Raw genomic sequence first — 18,885 nt, forward strand, 5'->3', positions numbered from 1 at the left:
CCGCTCAGGGCCAGCACCACGCTGCCCACGGCGGCGGGGCTGGTGTTAGCGCGCAGGTTCAGGTTCTGGGTGGGCAAGGTGGCCAGGTTCAGCACGGCCCCGGCGGCCAGCGTCTGCAGGGGCTGGTCGGAGTCGGCATTGATCAGCGTGAAGCTCGTTACGGCCTGCCCGCCCGTGGGCGGTGCTGGATTCACGGTGACGGTGACCTGGTCGGCGGCGCTGGCCAAGCCCAGGTTGTCGGTTACGACCAAGCTGAACACGTACGTGCCGGCCCCCAGGGCGCCCACGGTGGGCGCGGCCACGGTTGCCGAGGAAAACGTGGCGGTAGCCGGGCCGCTGGCCTGGCTCCAGGCAAAGCCTACGACCGAGCCGTCATCGGAGCCTGAGCCGTTGAGCACGGTGCTGGTGGTGGGCAGGGTGAGGGTTTTGTCCGGGCCGGCGTTGGCCACGGGCGGCACATTGCCGCCGCCGGGCTGGTTGGTGACCGAGAAGCTGATGGTGAGCGGGGTGCCGGGCGTACCGGTGCCGTTGCCGCCCGTGTAAGGCGTGGCCGTGAGCGAATACGTGCCTACGGCCGGGGTCCAAGGGTTGTAGTCGCCGCCCGTGTCGCTGAACAGGGCATAAGGCACCACATTCTCCGTCTGACTCCGGCTCTGGGCTCCGCCCAGCGAAAACCGCACGCTGCCCACGGCGGCGGGGCTGGTGTTAGCGCGCAGGTTCAGGTTGCGGGTGGGCAGCGCGGCCAAGTTCAGCGTACCCCCGTTCGCTAGGGTCTGAATATCCTGGTCCGAGTCGGCATTGATGAGTGTGAAGCTGGTCACGGCCTGCCCGCCCGTGGGCAAGGGCGCGAAGGTGGCCGTGATGGTGCGGTTGGCGCTCATGGTTATATTGAGCGGGTTGGCCATGCTGGTCACGTCGCCGCTCCAACCCGTAAACTGCTGCCCGCTGCCGGGCGAGGCCGTGAGCGTGACCCCCGTGCCGCTGGCGTAGCTGGCCGCATCCGGATTGCGGCTCACGGTGCCCGTGCCGCTGATATTTACGGTTAGAGCATAGAAAACGGCCGTGGGCGGGCCCAGCAGCGTCTGGATGGCCGTGTACCAGCGGTCGGCCATCTTTACCTCCCCGGCCGGGGTCAGATGCACGCCATCGTACGTGTCGACGGCCGGGTCGTACCCCGTGTTCTGATCCACGATAATCACCGGCGACTGGGCCGTCGTTTTTTGCTGGGCCAGCGCGGGCAGCAGCGCATTCAGCGCCGTGATGTTGCTGTTGCCGGGGCTCAGGGCCACCGGCAGCAGCTGGGCCATTATAATCTTAACCGTTGGCTTGCCCGCGCGCAGCGCGTCGATGAGCTGGCCCAGCTCGTCGCGGGTTTCTGTAACGCTCTGATTCTGAATCATGTCGTTGGAGCCGGCATGCATCAGCACCACATCGGGCTGGTGGGTGGCCGACCAGCCCTGGGCCTGGGCCAACAGCTCATCGGCCCGCCAGCCCCAGTGGCCTTCGTGGTCGAGGTCAAAGTCGGGGTTAGGGGGCGGGCCGCCGAAATTGCTGTTCTGGGAGCCCACGAAGTCGACGCTGTAGCCGCCGGTCTGCAGCTTTTGCCAGAGCGGGCGGCGGTAGGAGTTATGGTCGGTGTCGCCCTGCGTGGTGGAGGCTCCCAGGGGCATGATGCGCACCTGGGCCAGCGCCGGGCCGGGCACAAGCCAGACCAGCGCGAGAAGCAGCGCCCAAGGGACGCGCAAAAAAAGAAACCAGCTGCAAATAAGGGTAGGGTGCATGAGAATGGGACAAGAAGTGGACGATAAGTGCTGACACGCCGGCCAGAGCTTCTTCCACTCCTAACTCACCATACAGGTACTGAACCGTCCCACATTCTGTCAACTCCGGGCTCCCAACAGCACTTGCACACGTCACGGCGTGCAGAATCCTCTCCGCCAATTTTGCGTCTCCGGGCCAGTATACGCACTGATTTCCCGCGACGGCATAGCTTTGCTATCAAACATGATCAGAAATATATATACCAGGGTCCGGCAGTAGTCGAACTACGCTTTAATCATACCCCAGCAAGGGAACTGCCTGCTGCACACCTGCCACTACGAGTTCAAGCGCATCCGGCGGCCAATAGCAGCGTAGCAAAGCTGGCTAGACTTTGGAACAGCGTCATAGAAAGACAGGGAAGGGGCATAGGTTGCCAAGGTAGCTAATGGCGGAACTTCATACCAAAATCGGCCCCGCGCCGTTTGCCCAAGTAACCAAAATGGCTTTGGGCGCAACCCAACGCCTTTTTTCGCTACTTTTGGCCAGTTCCGGGCTGCTCGCGGCCCTTCCCCGTAACGCCTCGTAATGAAACTATTCCCCCGGATTGCGCTGGCGGCCACGCTCAGCGCGGCGGCCCCCTTAGCCGCGCACGCCCAGCAAACGCAGGTATTTGCCTCCGACGAACGACATTTTCAGGAAGGCCTCGAACTCTTCGACCGCGGCAAGTACGGTGCCGCCCAGCAGTCGTTTCAGCGCTACCTCGACCTCACCCAGCGCCGCACCGGCGAGCTGCGCGACCGCACCATCGAGGCCGAGTACTACTACGCCGTGGCGGGCCTCTACTTGTTTCACCCCGATGCCGAGGACCGCATTCTGGCCTTCGCGGCCAACAATCCGGCCCACCCGAAGGCGGCGGTAGCGTTTTTTGAGCTGGGCAAATTCTACTTCGACCAGAAAAACTACGCCAAGAGCATCGACTACCTGCAGCGCGTGGGGGCCGATAACCTCTCCAACGAGCAGCGAGCCGAGGCGGAGTTCAAGCTGGGCTACAGCTACTTCGCTCAGAAGGAGTTCGATAAGGCCAAGCTGCTTTTCGACCGCAACAAGCAGGGCAGCCACCAGTACCGCTACGCCAGCAGCTACTACGCCGGCTACCTGGCCTTCCGCGCCGGCGACTACCCCGGCGCCCGCCGCGACCTGGCCGTGGCCGAGGAAAACGACGCCTACAAGCTCGTGGTGCCCGCCATCATGAGTCAGATCTACTACAAGGAAGGCAACTTCGATGGCCTGATCGACTACGGCACCAAAGTGCTGGCCCAGACCCCGCCGCCTCAGGGGGCCGACGAGATTCAGCTCTTGGTGGGCGATGCCTTCTACCAGAAGCAGGACTACAAGCAGGCCGCCGCGTATTTTGACCAGTATGCCGCCGGCCGCAAAAAGGTGGAGCCCAAGGTGCAGTACAAGATCGGCTACGCCAACTACAAGATGGGCGACTTCAAGGGGGCCATCGGCAGCCTGAAGGGCGTGGCGGCCCAGCGCGACTCGTTGGGGCAGAACGCGGCCTACCACCTGGGCCTGAGTTACCTACAGACCAGCCAGAAGCAGCTGGCGCTGAACTCGTTCGATGCGGCCCGCAAGGTGAACTTCGATAAGAACATCACCGAAAACGCGACGCTCAAATACGCCCAGATCAACTACGAGCTGGGCAACTCGCCCGAGGTCATTGCCGCCCTCAAGGACTTCAACCGCCGCTTTCCGCGCTCCAAAAACGGCGCGGCCGCCGACGATATTCTCAGCGAGAGTTTCCTGAACTCCTCCGACTACGCCCAGGCCCTGCGCTACCTCGACGGCCTCGACGACCGCAGTGCCAAGCTCAACGCCACCTACCAGCGCGTGGCGTATCTGCAGGCCGCCACTTTGTATAATAACGGCCAGTATTCCGACGCTTTGCCGGTGCTGGAGAAATCCCTGAAATATCCGCAGGACGATGCCTTGCGGGCCGCCGCGCAGGTGCTGAAAGGGGAGGTGTACAGCGTAGGGCAGAAGTACCCCGAGGCCATTCAGGCCTACAACGCCGCCGCCCGCACCGCCCGCGACGGGGCCGCCGCCGACACCGATTTCGACCAGAAAGCCCGCTACGGTCTGGGCTACGCCTACTACAACACCCAGCAGTACGACCGCGCCCGCCAGCAGTTCCAGGCTTACCTGAACGACCCGATTGCCAAGCCCGCCGACGCGAACTACTACGACGTGCACCTGCGCCTGGCCGACACCTACTACATTGCCAAAAGCTACCAGCAGGCCCTGGATCTGTACGATAAAGTCATTCAGGCCAACGCCGCCGACAAGGACTACGCCTACTACCAGAAAAGCGTGACGCTGGGCCTGCTCGGCCGCCGCGACGAGGCCAGCAAAACTCTGGGCACGCTGCTGCGCACCGCGCCCACTTCGCGCTACGCCGACGATGCCGTGTACCAGCAGGCCCAGTTCGACTACGAGGCCGGCGACTTCCAGCCCGCCGTGGACGGCTTCACCAAGCTGATCGACAACCGACCCAACTCCCAGCTGATTCCGTCGGCGCTGCAGAAGCGCGGCGTGGCCTACGCCAACCTGAACCAGCACGAAAAGGCGGTGACGGATTTCCGGCAGGTGCTCACGCAGTTTCCGCGCACCAAGGCGGCCAACAGCGCTCTGTTCAGCCTGCAGGAAAGCCTGTCGGCGCTGGGCAAAACGGAGGAATTCGACCAGTATCTGGCCCAGTTTAAGCAGCAGAACCCCGAAAGTGGCGCTACTGAGAGCGTCGAGTTTGAGGCGGCCAAATCCCTGTATCTGGCCGAGAAGTACGACAAGGCCATTCCGCGCTTGGAAGGCTACCTCAAGCAGTATCCCGGCACGGCACTGGCCGCCAATGGCCGCTATTTCCTGGCCGATGCCTACCTGAAGACCGGCAAGAAAGCCGAGGCCCTGCCCCGCCTGCGGGCCGTGGTGGAAGAGGGCAAGAGCGAGTTTGTGAACCGCGCCGTGGGCCGGGTGGCCGATCTGGAGTTTGAGAACAAGAACTACCCCGAGGCCATCAAGTACTACGGTCGCCTGCGCGAGTCGTCGCAGAACAAGCGCGAGGTGGCCACGGCCAGCATCGGGCTGATGCGCAGCTACTACGAAAGCGGCGACTACGCCGGCACCCGCCGCGTGGCCGAGGAACTGCGGGCCCTGAGCGGGGCCACGCTCAACGCCACCAACGCCGCCACGCTCTACCTGGCCAAAGCCAGCTACAAGTCCGGCAGCCTCGACCAGGCCGTGCCCGAGCTAACTACGGCCGCCGCCGCCACCGACGAAACCGGGGCCGAAGCCCAGTACCTGCTGGCCGACGTGCTGTTTCAGCAGAAGAAATACCCTGAGGCGCTGGATGCGGCCTACAAAACCAACTCCTCCAACTACGAGCTGTGGCAGGGCCGCGGCTTCCTGCTGATTGCGGATATCTACCAGGCCCAGGGTGAAATTTTCCAGGCCCGCGCCACATTGAACTCCATCATCGACAATAAATTCCCGGTCGCCGAAGTCATCGAAGGCGCCAAGCAGCGCCTGGCTGCCCTGCCCGCCGACGCGCTGGCCGGCGGCTCCGGCAACGGCGCGCCTACGGGCGGCACCAAGTCGCTTACCACCAAAACCCCGACCAAAGCGCCGGCCACACCCACCAAAACCGGCCCCGCGCCTAAGGCTCCGGCCAAAGGTAAAGCGCCGATTAACAACCTGACGCCAAAGCAGGAAGCGCCCGTTGATTCAACTGCTGCTCCGGCTCCGGCGCAGGAGTGATAAGCACGTCATGCCGAGCGAAGCTGAGGCATCTCGCGTGCTAATGTTACTCGAAGTCGTCTGTCATCCTGAGCTTGCGAAGGACCTTATTACGGTAGAACGAGTCGTTGTTACGATTATCGTTCAACTGGCATAAGGTCCTTCGCAAGCTCAGGATGACAGACGAGTAAAAATAAAGTACCTAAGTCCCCAAGACCCCACTATATGATCCTTCGTCAACCATTGGCCCTGGCCGTGCTGCTGGCCGCCGCGCCGCTTGCCGCGCAGGCCCAACGCACCGGCCGCACCGGGGGCAAGATTGAAGATGCCGAAATTGAAATCGTGAAGGAGCGGGTGAACAAGCTGCCCGAAGCCACGCGCAACTTCGAGAAAATCCGCATCGACCCGCCCGCCAGGCAGGCCGGCAAAGTCGCCTATACATACCCCGACTTCCGCCTGCCCGCCGACCGCCTGAACCCTTCGGTGCGCGTGCTCACCATCCGGCAGGAGGAGCTGGCCCCGCAAACCGGCAACTACGTGAAGCTGGGTGTGGGCAACTACGCCACCACCTACGGCAAAATCTACCTGCACAACACCCGCTCCGACGCTGCTTCCTACGGCTTCGACTTCAGCCATATGGCCTCCGGCAAAGGCCCTGTGGATAAGAAAAATTCGGGCTTCAGCCAGAACAGCATCGGCCTGAACGGCGAAACCTACAGCGGCCCCATGACGCTGGGCGCGAAGCTGGACCTGGGCCGGGAGCGGTACAACTTCTACGGCTACAACCGCGCCGCCCTGGCAAAAACGCCCGAAGCCGACCAGCTCAAGCAAGTATTCTCCCGCGCCGCGGCCAAAGTCTACGCCCGCAACCGCGCCGCCGATGCTGCCTTCCAGTACGATTTTGGCCTGGGCTTCAACTACTGGAAAGACAACTTCAAGGCCACCGAGAGCAACGTGCACGCCGAGCTGCGCTCGGGCTACGCGCTCAGTGAGAAAAGCCGTGTGAGCGTAAACGGCGACGTGTCGTTCATCTCCCAGAAGGATTCGGCCTACTCCGTGAGCCGGCCCTTCGTGCAGGTGACGCCCGCCTACGAGCTGACTCTGGACCGCCTGCAGGTGAGCGTAGGGGCCACGCTGGGCTACACCGGCGACACCATCCGGCGGGCCTCGCAGTTCAACGTTTATCCGGCCGTGCGCCTGGGCTACACCGTGAGCGAGGATAAGTTCGTGGCCTTCGCTGGCTTGGGCGGCGGTCTGCAGCGCGTCACGCTCTACGATCTGAGCACCGAAAACCAGTGGCTGGCCGCTCGCCAGCGCGTGGCCGATACCCACCGCGGCCCAACGGTCTACTTCGGCTTCAACGCCACGCCCGCCCGCGCTCTGGCCGTGAATGCGAAAGTCACGCTGAGCAACGACCGCAACCTGTACTTCTACCAGAATTCGGCTAAAGACACCGCCCGCTTCGACTTGGTGTATGACCAGAAAGCCACGCAATTGGTCAATATTCACGGCGAAATCCTGTACAACGCCGCCGAGCAGGTCCGCATCGGCTTCAAGGCCGACTACAACGGCTACAAGGTGCATTCGCTGGCCAAAGCCTACCACCGGCCGGCGTTTCAGTCCACGCTGTTTGCCACCTATAATATGTATGGCAAGCTGCTGCTGGGCGGCGAGCTGTATACCTACAGCGCCAGCTACGGGGCCGGCTACCGCCCCGATGTGACCCGGCCGCTGCCGCGCCCGCTGCTGGCCGTGCCCCGCGCCACTGATGCCGTTATCGACCTGAACCTGCGCGCTGATTACCGTATTATAGAAAATCTGTCCATCTTTGCTTCGGGCAATAACCTGCTCAACCGCAAGTACGAGCGGTTCCTGAACTACCCGGTGAAGGGCCTCAACGTGCTGGCGGGTGCCACCTACGACTTCTAGAACCTGATTGTGTTGATGCCGAATTTGCCCGCGTCTTAGTGCCCGAAAGACCTTTTGGTCGCCCATAGCCCGCTTTTTTGCCTCCCGGCAATGGCGGGTTGGCCGTCCGGAAGGTCTTTCGCGTTGCCCGGCCGCCGGCTTTTCCAACCAATCCTAACCCCGCCACCTGATGCAGCTATCCGACCATATCCGCACCCTGCTCCGGGACCACGACTGCGTTATCATCCCCGATTTTGGTGGCCTGATTGCCGACTACGCGCCGGCCCAGATTCACCCGGTTCGCCACACGCTGGCCCCGCCCACCAAGCGCGTGGCCTTCAACCAGTCGCTCACGCGTAATGACGGTTTGCTGGTGGATGCGCTCAGTCAGGCGCTGACCATCACGCCCACCCAGGCCCGCCAGCTCGTGCGCGATGCCGTGCTGCGCCTGCAGGCCGAGCTGGAAACCGGCCAGCGCACCGAGCTGCCCGGCATCGGCACGTTCCGCCGCCTCGCCGGCCGCGGCCTCGACTTTGAGTATACCGGCCATCAGAACCTGCTGGCGGCCAGCTACGGCCTGCCCGAGCTGGTATCGCGCCCCATCCGGGCCACCGATGCGCTGCAGGCCCGCGAACGGCAGCCCGCCGCGCCGCTGCTCACCGTGAGCCGCTCGCGCCGCCTCACCCGCGCCTTCAAAGCCGCCGCCGCCATGCTCATTGCGGGTCTTGTTTTGACGGCTAACTACCAGGGCGCTTTGAAGTTGGGGTATCTGCCTGAAAGCTTTAGAATAGACCTAAACCAGGCTACGGCCGCGCCGGTGAACGAGGCCATGGCCGAGCGCCCGACCTTCGCCCGACAGCAGGCCACGCTGGCCAACAACAGCTGGGCGGAGGCCGCCCCCGCCACGGCCACGGTGATTGACAACGAAGCCGAAGCCACGAAAACAGTGGCGGAGGCCGCCGCTGCGCCAGCCAAAGCACCCGCGCCGGCCGCAGCACGCAAAGCCACCGTGGCCGTGAAGCCAGTTACCGTAGCCGGGAAGCCGGTGGCGCTGAAGCCAGCTGCAACCACGGCCACCGCTGCGCCGTCAGTGGCTCCGGTGGCGAAGGCCGGTGTGGTGGCTCCCAATCTGGTGCCGGCCGCGGGGCCAACCACAATTAAAAGCCGCACGGGCCGTTCCTACATCATCGTGGGCGCTTATACCACGCTGGCCCACGCCGAAAAAGGGCGGCTGGCATTGCTGAAGCACGGCCACAAAAATGCGAAAGTAGTGCTGCCGGCTCGCGGCAGCCGCCAGTTCCGCCTCTCGGTGCTCGACTATCCCAGCAACGCCGTGGCCCAGCAACAATTGCCCCTGGTGCGGAAGCACTTAGGTTCTGATCTTTGGGTTCTCAACTACTAGCATGACCGCCTTTCTGCTGCAGATTACCACCGCCGCTACCACCGCCACCGATACCGCTGCCACCGCCGTTGCCGCCGGCACCCCCACCGTCACCGGCGATTTGTCCCTGCTCGACCTGATTCTGAAGGGCGGCTGGATCATGCTGCCGCTGTTTTTGCTTTCGTTCGTGTCGCTCTACATCATCATTGAGCGCTTCATCACTATCCGCCGCGCCGCCGTCAACCCCGATGCGTTTATGGCCGGCATCCGCGGGCTGATGGTGAAGGGTGACTTGCAGGGGGCCAAGATGCTGTGCGCTCAGAATCCCTCGCCGCTGGCCCGCATGATTGAGAAGGGTATCCGCCGCATCGGGCAGCCGTTGAAGGACATCGAAACCAGCGTGGAAAACGTGGGTAAGATTGAAATTGCCCGCCTCGAAAAGAACATCAGCATTCTGGGCATCATCGCCGGTATCGCGCCTATGCTGGGCTTCGTGGGTACCATCATCGGCGTTATCAAGATTTTCTACGCCATCAGCGCCACCGGCGACTTCGGCATCGCCCAGATTTCGGGCGGCCTCTATACCAAGATGGTAACCTCCGCCGCCGGCCTCATCGTGGGCATCATCGCCCACATCGGCTACCACTGGCTCAGCATCATGGTCGAGCGCCTCGTGTTCCGCATGGAAAACTCGGCCATCGAATTCATGGACATTCTTCAGGATAACTAGCGGTGAAATGGTGAGATAGTGAACTGGTGAGTTGTCGTTCAATCTGCGCAATCTGCGCAAAACGCGCCGCCAAAACATCAAACTCACCATATCACCATTTCACCACCTCACCGTATGGACCTCAGCCGGCGCCGTAAGCTTTCCTCGCACGTCGAAACCAGTTCGATGAACGACATCATGTTCTTCCTGATGCTGTTCTTCCTGATTGTGTCGACGATGGTGAACCCGAACGTCATCAAGCTCATGCTGCCCAATGCCCGCTCGGGCAAGGCCGTGATGAAGCAGACTATTAATGTATCGGTGGATGCCGCCGGCGCGTATTTCCTGGACCGGCAGCCCGTGACGGCCGCCACGCTGGAAACGGCCCTGGCCCAGCGCATTGCCGGCCTGGAAAGCCCCACCGTGGTGCTGCGCGTCGATTCGTCGCTGAACGTGCAGAAGCTGGTGGATATCCTCGAAATCGGCAACCGGCTCAAGGTGAAGATGGTGATGGCCACCCAGGCCCAGCAGTCGGCCGCCAAGTAAGCTTTGGTTGGTTTTTGATAATTTGTTTCTGGTTTTTGGTCAACCGACGAAGTCAGATGTGTTGACCTGGATACCCAGCGCCAACAACCAACAACCAACAACTAAAAACCAAGTGCCATGCCTTTAGACTACCGCGAAGAGCACCGCCGCGAGGCAATTATCGGCACGGTGGCTATTCATGCGCTACTGGCCGCGGCCTTCATTTTCACCGTCTTCAAAGGCCCTGATCCGCCGCTGGCCGCCTTCGGGGGCGACGGCGTGGAGCTGAACTACGGCGTGGACGAAGCCGGCTCCGGCGACGTGCAGAGCAAGGCCGTGGCCAACGAGTCGCCGAACCGCGAAGACAGCCGCCCGCCCGCGTCCTCACCCGACCCCACGCCGCGCCCCGTGCAACAGGCCGCCGAGCCCACGCCCCAGCAGGCTTCGGAAGATAAGATAGTGACCAGCGAGGCCGAGGAAAGCCCCGTGAGCGTGCCGCCGGTAGAAAAAGCCGCACCCCGCCGCGAAGAGGTAAAGGAAACTCCCAAGCCCGCCGAAAAGCCCCGCACGCTCTACACCCCCAAAGGCAGCGCCAGCGGCGGCGGCAACGGCGAAAACGGCACCAGCAACGCACCCACCGGCAACAACAACGGCGACCGGCCCGGCTCCGTGGGCGACCAGGGCGACCCCAACGGCTCGCTCGACGCCAAAGCCCTCTATGGCCAGCCCGGCAGCGGCGGCTCGGGTCGCAGCCCCGGCTCCGGCGGCCTGGAAATGGCCGGCTGGGCCTTCGCCTCGAAGCCCGACGCGCCCGTGGTGGACAATTCCTCGGGGTTTGTGCGCTTTAAAATCAAGGTGAATGCCGACGGCGAGATTGAGTCGGTGACCAAAGTGGCCGGCAACGTGTCGCCGACCCAGGAAAAGGTGTGCCGCGACGCGCTGGAGAATGCCGACCTGCGCCGCACCAGTTCAGCCGTCGGCGGGGCCACGGGCTTCTATACTTTCAAGGTCACGGTGCGTTAAAGCATTCCTGGCCCTGCCGCAAGCCGCCGACCGGATTTCCGGCCGGCGGCTTTACTTTTACCGGCGCGTTGCCTTAGAAGTGAAGTTGTGCGTTTTTCAATGAGGCGGTTGAGAAAGTCACCAGAACGTCCTGCTGAGCTTGTCGAAGCATCTCTCCCGCTTCGTTGCAACGCTATTCAGCCGAAGCGGGAGAGATGCTTCGACAAGCTCAGCAGGACGTTCTGTGTAGTCTTTTAGAATTCTCGAAACAGCTTCACAACTTCCCCTTTCACAATTTCACCGCCCATGACCTACGCCGAAACCCTCGCCTTTCTCTACGACCAACTCCCCATGTTTCAGCGGGTAGGAATGGCCGGCTTTAAGAAGGGGCTGGGCAATACCGAGGCGCTGGCCGCGGCCATGGGGCACCCGGAGCGGCGGTTTCGGGCGGTGCACGTGGCGGGCACCAATGGCAAGGGCAGTAGCTCCAACCTACTGGCGGCGGTACTGCAGGCCGCCGGCTACAAGGTGGGGCTGTACACTTCGCCGCACCTGCGCGAGTTTACGGAGCGCATCAAAATCAATGGGCAGGATCTGGCCCCGGAGTATCTGGTGGCGTGGGTGGAGCGGTGGCGGCCGCTGTTCGGGCAGGTGCAGCCGTCGTTTTTTGAAATGTGCGTGGCGCTGGCCTATTCCTACTTTGCCGAGCAGCAGGTCGATATTGCCGTGGTGGAAGTGGGGCTGGGCGGCCGGCTAGATTCCACCAACATCATTACCCCGCTGGTGTCGCTCATCACCAACATCAGCTACGACCACCAGAACCTGCTGGGCGATACGCTGCCCGAAATTGCGGGCGAAAAAGCCGGTATCATCAAGCACCAGGTGCCCGTCGTCATCAGCCAGACCCAGCCCGAAGTAGCGGCCGTATTCGAGCAGAAAGCCGCCTCGGTGCAGGCCCCGCTGCTGTTTGCCGACCAGCACTACCAGGTGCAAATGCTGCGTGAGCCCGCCCCGGATGCCGATACGCAGCAGCTGCAGATCAGCGGCGCGGCGGAGCTGGCCGGGCTGGAGCTGGCCCTGGCCGGCGACTACCAGCGCCTGAACGTGGCCGGTGTGCTGGCCGTGCTCGACGAGCTGCGCCGCCAGGGCTTCACTATTCCCGAAGCCGCCGTGCGCACCGGCTTCCGCGAAGTGCACCGCCTCACCGGTTTCCGCGGCCGCTGGACCATTCTGAGCCGCCGCCCGCTGGTGGTCTGCGATACGGGCCACAATGAAGCCGGTATTCGCTTCGTGGTGGCCCAGCTGGCGCGGCTGCCCCGGCGGCAGCTGCATATGGTGCTGGGCGCGGTGAATGACAAGGATGTGAGCAAGATGCTGAGTCTGCTGCCCCCGGAGGCCACGTACTACTTCTGCCAGGCCAATATTCCGCGGGCCTTACCGGCCACCGAGCTGGCGGCGCAGGCGGCGCGGGCGGGGCTGCGGGGGGAGGTGTACGGCCCGGTGCCGGCCGCCGTGGCGGCGGCGCGGGCGGCCGCTGCGCCCGATGACGTGGTATTTATCGGGGGCAGTACCTTTGTGGTGGCCGAAATGGCCGAATTGTATTCCGAGTAACCCCGAAAAATGAGTCGAGTAAAACAGAAGCGCTTTGCCAACAACGCCGAGCGGCCGGACATCGTGGAGCCGGGCAAGGCCAACTTCCAGCAGCTGGCGGGCCGCTGGCAAACCGAGTTTTTTACCAGGCCCAACCCCATTACCCTGGAAGTAGGCTGCGGCAAAGGCGACTACACCGTGGGCCTGGCCGAGCGCTACCCCGAGCGCAATTTCCTGGGCCTCGACATCAAGGGCGACCGGATCTGGAAGGGCAGCCACCGCGCCGAGCAGCTGGGCCTCACCAACGTGGGCTTCGTGCGGATGCGCGCCCTGGATCTGCTCCAGCACTTCGGCTTCGGTGAGCTGAGCGAAATCTGGATTACGTTTCCCGACCCGCGCCCGCGCCTCGGCGATGCCAAGCGCCGCCTCACCGCCCCGCGCTTCCTCGACCTCTACCAGCAGATTCTGCGTCCCGGCGGCTTAGTGCACCTCAAAACCGACGACGAAGCGCTATTCGACTACTCCCTGGAAGTGGTGCAACAGCGCCCCGGCGCCACCGTGCTGGCCCACACCAAAGACCTGTACGAAACCCCTGAGCTGCTCCCGCACGCCGAGGATATCCAGACCCACTACGAGCGCCGCTTCCGCGCCGAGGGTATCCCCATTAAGTATCTGCAGTTTCAGCTGAGCTGATTTTTTAATGTGCTGATGTGGGAATGTGCTGATGTGCTAATTCTTTGATGGGCTGAAAAGTCGTCTGTCATCCTGAGCTTGCGAAGGACCTTCCTCGGGTAAGTGACAAGTCTTTTTAAATGCACAAAGCCCTTTACCGTTGGCGCGGTAAAGGGCTTTGTGCGTTGAATGAAAGTTGTAGTGCGGGAAGAGGGAGGTCCTTCGCAAGCTCAGGATGACAGACGACTTTTAGCACATCAGCACATTCCCACATCAGCACATTAAAAAATCACTCCTCTTCCAGCTGTTCAAAAGCCGCTTCCAGCTCCGTGAAGTCGCGCAGGCCGGGCTTGATTTCCTCGCCGCCTTCCAGCACGAGGCCGGCGGGCTTGATTTCCTCCACGAATTGGCGGATGCTCAGCGGCGGCGCGTAACCCGTGCCCAGCCAGAGCTTGTAGGTGCGGGCCTGCTGGGTGAGCTGGGCCAGCTGCATGGCCGAAAGGGCGTGGGCCGGCGGCGTGGCCAGCACGAACCCGGCCACGTGGGCGTGCTGGTCGCGGAAGCGCTTTTCTACGTCCTCCACCAGCATATCCGGAATCCACTTGATGAGCTTGAGCGCCGGAATGGCCAGCTGAGCCAGCTCCTCGGCGGGGCGACGGCGGTGCAGCAGCACGTAGTCGAGGCGGCAGGCCTGGGCCATTCGGTTGATTTCCTCCACCGAAAGCGTGTCGAACTCGCCCACCAGCCGCACGCCGGCCACCCAGCCGCTAAGCTCCTGCACCACCTCCGGCTGCAGGTGGCCGGGCAGGATGGGGTCGAGGCGGAACGTGAGGTAGTCGGCCCCCATGCCGGCGCAGTAGCGGGCATCGGAGAGGTTGTTGATGCCGCGAACGAGCACCGGAGAAATCAAGGACATAACGGAACGAGAGCAAGACGAAACGGCCACGCCTGGAATCAGCGTTCCGCAATATTCGGGATAAAACTCCTGATTTGGATGAATTCAAGGTCAATATGATAACCGGCAGCCAAAAATAATCCGGCGGCCGGTCCGGCGGCAGCGCCCGGCCGGCCGCCGGGCCCAACTGCGGACTTGCTACCTTTGCCGTATGACCGGCGGAAACTTTCGCGCGGCCTCTTGGCTTTCAACCAATATGAATACGAATACTTCCGAATCGAAAGGACGGGTCCTGGTCGCTATGAGCGGCGGCATTGATAGCTCCGTGGCGGCCGTGCTGCTGCACGAGCAGGGCTACGAAGTGGTGGGCATGACCATGAAAACCTGGGACTACGCCTCGGCCGGCGGCTCCAAGAAGGAAACCGGCTGCTGCTCGCTCGACAGCATCAACGATGCCCGCCAGATTGCCGTGGAGCTTGGCTTCCCGCACTACATCATCGACATCCGCGACGAGTTCGGCGATTTTGTCATCAACAACTTCACCGACGAATACCTGGCCGGCCGCACGCCCAACCCCTGCGTGCTCTGCAACACCCACATCAAATGGGATGCCCTGCTGCGCCGCGCCGACCAGCTCGGCTGCCAGTACATCGCCACCGGCCACTACGCCAACATTCGCCTGGAAAACGGCCGCTACGTCATCAGCAAGGGCCTGGATGAAAACAAGGACCAGAGCTACGCGCTGTGGGGCGTGAGCCAGGAGAGCCTGGCGCGCACCATGTTTCCGCTGGGCGCGATGCGCAAAACCGAGATTTATGACGAGGCCCGCCGCCGCGGCTTCACCGAGCTGGTGAACAAGCCCGAGAGCTACGAAATCTGCTTTATTCCCGACAACGACTACCGCGGCTTTCTGCGCCGGCGCGTGGAAGGGCTGGAGGCCCGCGTGGCCGGCGGCGAGTTTGTGCTGCGCGACGGCACCGTGCTGGGCCACCACGAGGGCTACCCGTTCTACACCATCGGGCAGCGCAAGGGGCTGGGCATTGCGCTGGGCTTCCCGGCCTACGTGACCGAAATCCGGCCCGAAACCAACCAGGTCGTGCTCGGCAACTTCGACGATTTGGCCAGCACCCGCACGCTGGTGGGCAAGCTGAACATGGGCAAGTACGCCTCCCTGGAAGGCATGGGTCTGGTGCCCGCGCGCACCAAAATCCGCTACAACCACGACGGCTCGCCCGCGTTTCTGGAGCAAATCGGCGACAAGATCCACGTCTACTTCGAAGAGGCTGTGCACGCCGTGACGCCCGGCCAGGCCGCCGTGTTCTACGACGGGCAGGATGTCATTGGGGGCGGCTGGATTGAGCGCCACATCATTGGCGAAGTCCCCGTATCTTCCCCAGCCACTACCCACCAAGTCATTTCGGCCTAACCCGTTATTCTATGCTGTTTTTATCCTGCCGGCTGCCACGCCTGCTTTCGGCCGCCAGCCTGCTCACGCTGCTGGTAGCCGGCTGCAAAACCGAGACCGAGCCCGGCCCCGAAGCCGGCACCGACTACTACCCGCTGGCGCTGGGCGACTACCGCATTTTTTCGGTGGTCGATTCCGTCTGGGTCAACTACCAACGGCAGCCTGTCAGTACGTACCAGTTTCGGGAGCGAATCGCGGAACAATTTACCGATGCCAGCGGTCAGCCGGCCTACCGCCTCGTGCGCTCCCGCCGCACCCTGCCCACCGACCCCTGGCGCGACGACAGCGTGATGGTCATTTCGGGCACGGCCAGCACCGTGCAGCTCACCCGCAACAACCGTCGCACCGTGGAGCTGGTGTTCCCCATCCGGGCCGGCCGCAGCTGGAACCGCGACGCCTTCAACGGCCGCGACCTGCCCGAGGCGCAGAGCCGCCGCTACCTGCGCGTAAACGAGCCCTTCGACACCGAAACCAGCACCAAAAGCTTCCACTACGACCACACCGTGACCACCGACGATGTGGAAGACGTGAACCTGGACAACCCCGTGACCAGCACCGCCAAATACCGCCAGGTATATGCCCAGGGCAAAGGCCCGGTATACCGGCAGCGCCGCCGGCTGGTGTACTGCAACGGCGGCAACTGCGACCCCAGCCGGGTTTTCGTGGGCCAGACGCGGGTGGAAACCCTGGTGGAGCAGGGCAACACGCCGTAGAAAAGCCAGCCCCAAATGCCCCGAAGCGCGGCCGGTAGCTCCTACCGGCCGCGCTTTTTTTGGGCGGCGCAGGCTTCGGGCGGCCGGCAAGCTGTAGGATGATTCGGGGGAACTCAACCACCCGGCAAATCCGTATCTTTCCCGACGATAACCTTCTCTTCCTGCCCCGCTCTATGCGCTTTTCCCAACTCCTGCTGCTGGCCGGCCTGTGGGCCGGCTCCGCCCCGGTGCAAGCCGCCGCCGCCCCGCCGGCCGCCCGGCCGCCCCAAACCACCGGCACGGTGCGCAAGCACCTGATTTACTTCACCAACAAAGCCAACTCGCCCTACAGCCTGAGCCAGCCCCAGGCCTACCTGTCGGCGCGGGCGCTGCAGCGGCGCACGCGGCAGGGCATCAGCCTCCGGCCCCGCGACCTGCCCGTGAACCCGGCCTATGTGGCGCAGGTGAAAGCCGTGGCCGGCGTGCAGCTCTGGTACACCTCGCGCTGGTTCAACGCGGCCATCGTGGCCTGCGACTCTACCACGCTGGCCGTGCTCAATGGCCTGAGCTGCGTGCGGGGCGCTGAAACGCTGAACCGCGGCCTGGCCGCCCCGCGCCCCGCTGAGGACGTGCCGCCCGCCGTCGCCCAGCGCTTGAGCAGCAGCGCCGACTACGGCATTGCCTACGGGCAGGCCAAGATGATTGGGGCCGCGACGATGCACAACGCCGGCTTTCGGGGCGAGGGCATGCAGATTGCCGTGTTCGATGCCGGCTTCACGGGCGTGAACCAGGTGGCGGCCTTCGCGCCGCTGTTTCAGGAGCAGCGCATTGCCAGCACCTTCAACTTCGTAGATAAAAACACCAGCGTATATCAGCGCGATGCTCACGGTACGCAGTGCCTCTCCACAATGGCGGCCAACCAGCCCGGCGTGTTCATCGGCACGGCTCCCAAGGCTACGTACCGGCTCTTTATCACCGAAGATAGCCGGCTGAACTCGGAAAACCCCATTGAGGAAGCCAACTGGCTGGTAGCGGCCGAATACGCTGACTCGGCCGGCGTGGACGTTATCAGCTCCTCGCTGGGCTACACCACCTTCGACCTGCCTTCAGCCGACTACACCTACGCCGACATGAACGGGCGCACGGCCATCTCGACGCGGGCCGCCGTGGTGGCCGCCCGCGTGGGCATGCTGGTGGTGAACAGCGCCGGCAACGAGGGCACCTCCAGCTGGCGCTACATTGCCGCCCCCGCCGATGCCGATTCCATCCTGACGGTGGGCGCGGTAGATTCGCTGCGGGCGCACGCGCCGTTCAGCTCCTACGGCCCCACGGCCGATGGGCGCATCAAGCCCAACGTGGCCACTCAGGGGCGCCAATCCGCTATTATTTCGCCTTCCGGCACCGTGGGCACCGGCAACGGCACGTCGTTTTCCTGCCCCATCATGGCCGGCATGGCTGCCGGCTTCTGGCAGGCCAACCCCGCGCTGAACGCGCAGCAGGTGCTCAGCTTTCTGCAGCGCTCCGGCACGCTGGCCACCGCGCCCAACAACACGCTGGGCTACGGCATTCCGCACTTCGTGCGGGCCTATAACCTGGCCAACCCCAACAACCCGCTGGCCGCCGACAGTCCGGCCGTGGCCGACGCGGCGCTGACCATCTATCCCAACCCCAGCGCCGGCGAGGCCATGTCGCTGCACCTGAGCGCGGCTTTCCGGGCCGCGCCGCTGCACGTGCGTCTCTTTGATGCACGGGGCCGGCTGGTGCGCGAGCTGCGCCTGGCCGCCACCCCGGCCGCCGATGTGCGGCTGCCGGCTATTGGGCTAGTTAAGGGGTTGTATTTCTGCGAGGTAAGCACGGATAAGGCCCGGCAAACCGTGCGCTTCGTGCAGCTGTAAGCCGGCGACGGCCCACCGATTCGGAAAGGCCGAAAGCTAGGCTTCTGGTTTTCGGCCTTTTTAGTTTTTATTAGCAATTATTCCAACCATATTAGCGTTATGAAGCGGCGCACCGCCGCGCTTCGTTCGTTTTTCGCCCCTTTTTCAGTTGATAGTATGTTGCAGCTCATGATTACTAAAAGAATTGGCCGCCGCCAGTTCCACTTTACGGTGCAGGGTCCCAATTTCCACGAGGTGGTGGCTGAATACGACCGGCTCAGCTTCCCCGACGTGCCCGCCTGCGGCCTGTGCGGCTCCGACAACCTAGATTTATCCTCGCGCCTGGCCCAGGACAAGTTCAAGTACACGTCCGTGAAGTGCCTCGACTGCCGCGGCGACGTGACCTTCGGCAAAACCCAGAAAGACGACCAAACCTATTTCCTGCGCAAGCGCGAAAACGGCGAGCTGGACTGGCAGGCCTGGAAAAAGCCGGCCGAAGTGAAGTAGCACGGAAGTCGGAAGCCGCAGCGCGGTGGTAGGTTTGTAGAGAATCGCACAAGAAGTCATTCAAAGCCGCGTAGCGGTGACAGAGCCGTTCGGGCGGTTCTGCCACCGCTAC

Annotated in this window: 14 protein-coding genes; 12 read left to right on the forward strand and 2 right to left on the reverse strand. The window is 63.2% G+C overall.

Annotation, left to right across the window (positions count from 1 at the left end; genetic code table 11):
- Positions 1-1,745 (reverse strand): PKD domain-containing protein (locus tag BUB62_RS19015; protein ID WP_073109749.1); only part of this gene is annotated, 1,745 nt, incomplete at its 3' end.
- Between the two features lie 601 nt (positions 1,746-2,346).
- Between BUB62_RS19015 and BUB62_RS10560 the strand changes: the two genes are divergently transcribed.
- The 8 genes from BUB62_RS10560 (at position 2,347) to trmB (ending at position 13,361) form a co-directional block, all read left to right on the forward strand.
- Positions 2,347-5,574, forward strand: a complete 3,228-nt coding sequence (locus BUB62_RS10560) for a tetratricopeptide repeat protein (protein ID WP_073109752.1) — start codon at positions 2,347-2,349, stop codon at positions 5,572-5,574.
- A gap of 204 nt (positions 5,575-5,778) precedes the next feature.
- Positions 5,779-7,482 (forward strand): TonB-dependent receptor, encoded by a 1,704-nt coding sequence (locus BUB62_RS10565; protein ID WP_073109754.1) that lies wholly within the window; start codon positions 5,779-5,781, stop codon positions 7,480-7,482.
- A 169-nt stretch (positions 7,483-7,651) separates the two neighbouring features.
- Positions 7,652-8,863 carry an HU domain-containing protein gene (locus BUB62_RS10570; protein ID WP_073109756.1) on the forward strand — a complete coding sequence of 404 codons (1,212 nt, stop codon included), beginning with the start codon at positions 7,652-7,654 and terminating at the stop codon, positions 8,861-8,863.
- Between the two features lies 1 nt (position 8,864).
- A complete protein-coding gene (locus BUB62_RS10575) occupies positions 8,865-9,572 on the forward strand; it encodes a MotA/TolQ/ExbB proton channel family protein (protein ID WP_073109758.1) in 708 nt (235 codons plus the stop codon).
- A gap of 114 nt (positions 9,573-9,686) precedes the next feature.
- A complete protein-coding gene (locus tag BUB62_RS10580) occupies positions 9,687-10,097 on the forward strand; it encodes an ExbD/TolR family protein (protein ID WP_073109760.1) in 411 nt (136 codons plus the stop codon).
- A gap of 117 nt (positions 10,098-10,214) precedes the next feature.
- Complete coding sequence (locus BUB62_RS10585; RefSeq protein WP_073109763.1) at positions 10,215-11,099, forward strand: cell envelope integrity TolA family protein; 885 nt, start codon at positions 10,215-10,217, stop codon at positions 11,097-11,099.
- A 285-nt stretch (positions 11,100-11,384) separates the two neighbouring features.
- Complete coding sequence (locus BUB62_RS10590) at positions 11,385-12,689, forward strand: bifunctional folylpolyglutamate synthase/dihydrofolate synthase (RefSeq protein ID WP_073109765.1); 1,305 nt, start codon at positions 11,385-11,387, stop codon at positions 12,687-12,689.
- 9 nt (positions 12,690-12,698) lie between these two features.
- Positions 12,699-13,361, forward strand: a complete 663-nt coding sequence (gene trmB / locus BUB62_RS10595; protein WP_073109768.1) for a tRNA (guanosine(46)-N7)-methyltransferase TrmB — start codon at positions 12,699-12,701, stop codon at positions 13,359-13,361.
- A gap of 268 nt (positions 13,362-13,629) precedes the next feature.
- Here trmB and trpF read toward each other — a convergent pair whose 3' ends face one another.
- Positions 13,630-14,256, reverse strand: a complete 627-nt coding sequence (gene trpF / locus BUB62_RS10600; protein ID WP_073109771.1) for a phosphoribosylanthranilate isomerase — start codon at positions 14,254-14,256, stop codon at positions 13,630-13,632.
- Positions 14,257-14,491: 235 nt separating this feature from the next.
- Between trpF and mnmA the strand changes: the two genes are divergently transcribed.
- From mnmA to BUB62_RS10620, 4 genes are all read left to right on the forward strand, one after another.
- A complete protein-coding gene (gene mnmA, locus BUB62_RS10605; RefSeq protein WP_073109773.1) occupies positions 14,492-15,661 on the forward strand; it encodes a tRNA 2-thiouridine(34) synthase MnmA in 1,170 nt (389 codons plus the stop codon).
- 11 nt (positions 15,662-15,672) lie between these two features.
- The gene (locus tag BUB62_RS10610; protein ID WP_073109776.1) at positions 15,673-16,413 is read left to right on the forward strand and encodes a hypothetical protein; all 741 of its coding nucleotides are present in this window, start codon (positions 15,673-15,675) and stop codon (positions 16,411-16,413) included.
- A gap of 173 nt (positions 16,414-16,586) precedes the next feature.
- Positions 16,587-18,287 (forward strand): S8 family serine peptidase, encoded by a 1,701-nt coding sequence (locus tag BUB62_RS10615; RefSeq protein WP_073109779.1) that lies wholly within the window; start codon positions 16,587-16,589, stop codon positions 18,285-18,287.
- A 168-nt stretch (positions 18,288-18,455) separates the two neighbouring features.
- On the forward strand, positions 18,456-18,773 hold the full coding sequence (locus tag BUB62_RS10620; protein ID WP_143164113.1) for a hypothetical protein: 318 nt from the start codon (positions 18,456-18,458) through the stop codon (positions 18,771-18,773).
- Positions 18,774-18,885 lie beyond the last annotated feature (112 nt).

The sequence above is a fragment of the Hymenobacter daecheongensis DSM 21074 genome, assembly GCF_900141805.1.
Lineage (GTDB): Bacteria > Bacteroidota > Bacteroidia > Cytophagales > Hymenobacteraceae > Hymenobacter > Hymenobacter daecheongensis.

Coding starts and splice junctions, on each gene's coding strand:
- BUB62_RS10560 (WP_073109752.1), top strand. CDS start 2,347: ATGAAACTATTCCCCCGGATTGCGCTGGCGGCCACGCTCAGCGCGGCG.
- BUB62_RS10565 (WP_073109754.1), top strand. CDS start 5,779: ATGATCCTTCGTCAACCATTGGCCCTGGCCGTGCTGCTGGCCGCCGCG.
- BUB62_RS10570 (WP_073109756.1), top strand. CDS start 7,652: ATGCAGCTATCCGACCATATCCGCACCCTGCTCCGGGACCACGACTGC.
- BUB62_RS10575 (WP_073109758.1), top strand. CDS start 8,865: ATGACCGCCTTTCTGCTGCAGATTACCACCGCCGCTACCACCGCCACC.
- BUB62_RS10580 (WP_073109760.1), top strand. CDS start 9,687: ATGGACCTCAGCCGGCGCCGTAAGCTTTCCTCGCACGTCGAAACCAGT.
- BUB62_RS10585 (WP_073109763.1), top strand. CDS start 10,215: ATGCCTTTAGACTACCGCGAAGAGCACCGCCGCGAGGCAATTATCGGC.
- BUB62_RS10590 (WP_073109765.1), top strand. CDS start 11,385: ATGACCTACGCCGAAACCCTCGCCTTTCTCTACGACCAACTCCCCATG.
- trmB (WP_073109768.1), top strand. CDS start 12,699: ATGAGTCGAGTAAAACAGAAGCGCTTTGCCAACAACGCCGAGCGGCCG.
- trpF (WP_073109771.1), bottom strand. CDS start 14,256: ATGTCCTTGATTTCTCCGGTGCTCGTTCGCGGCATCAACAACCTCTCC.
- mnmA (WP_073109773.1), top strand. CDS start 14,492: ATGAATACGAATACTTCCGAATCGAAAGGACGGGTCCTGGTCGCTATG.
- BUB62_RS10610 (WP_073109776.1), top strand. CDS start 15,673: ATGCTGTTTTTATCCTGCCGGCTGCCACGCCTGCTTTCGGCCGCCAGC.
- BUB62_RS10615 (WP_073109779.1), top strand. CDS start 16,587: ATGCGCTTTTCCCAACTCCTGCTGCTGGCCGGCCTGTGGGCCGGCTCC.
- BUB62_RS10620 (WP_143164113.1), top strand. CDS start 18,456: ATGATTACTAAAAGAATTGGCCGCCGCCAGTTCCACTTTACGGTGCAG.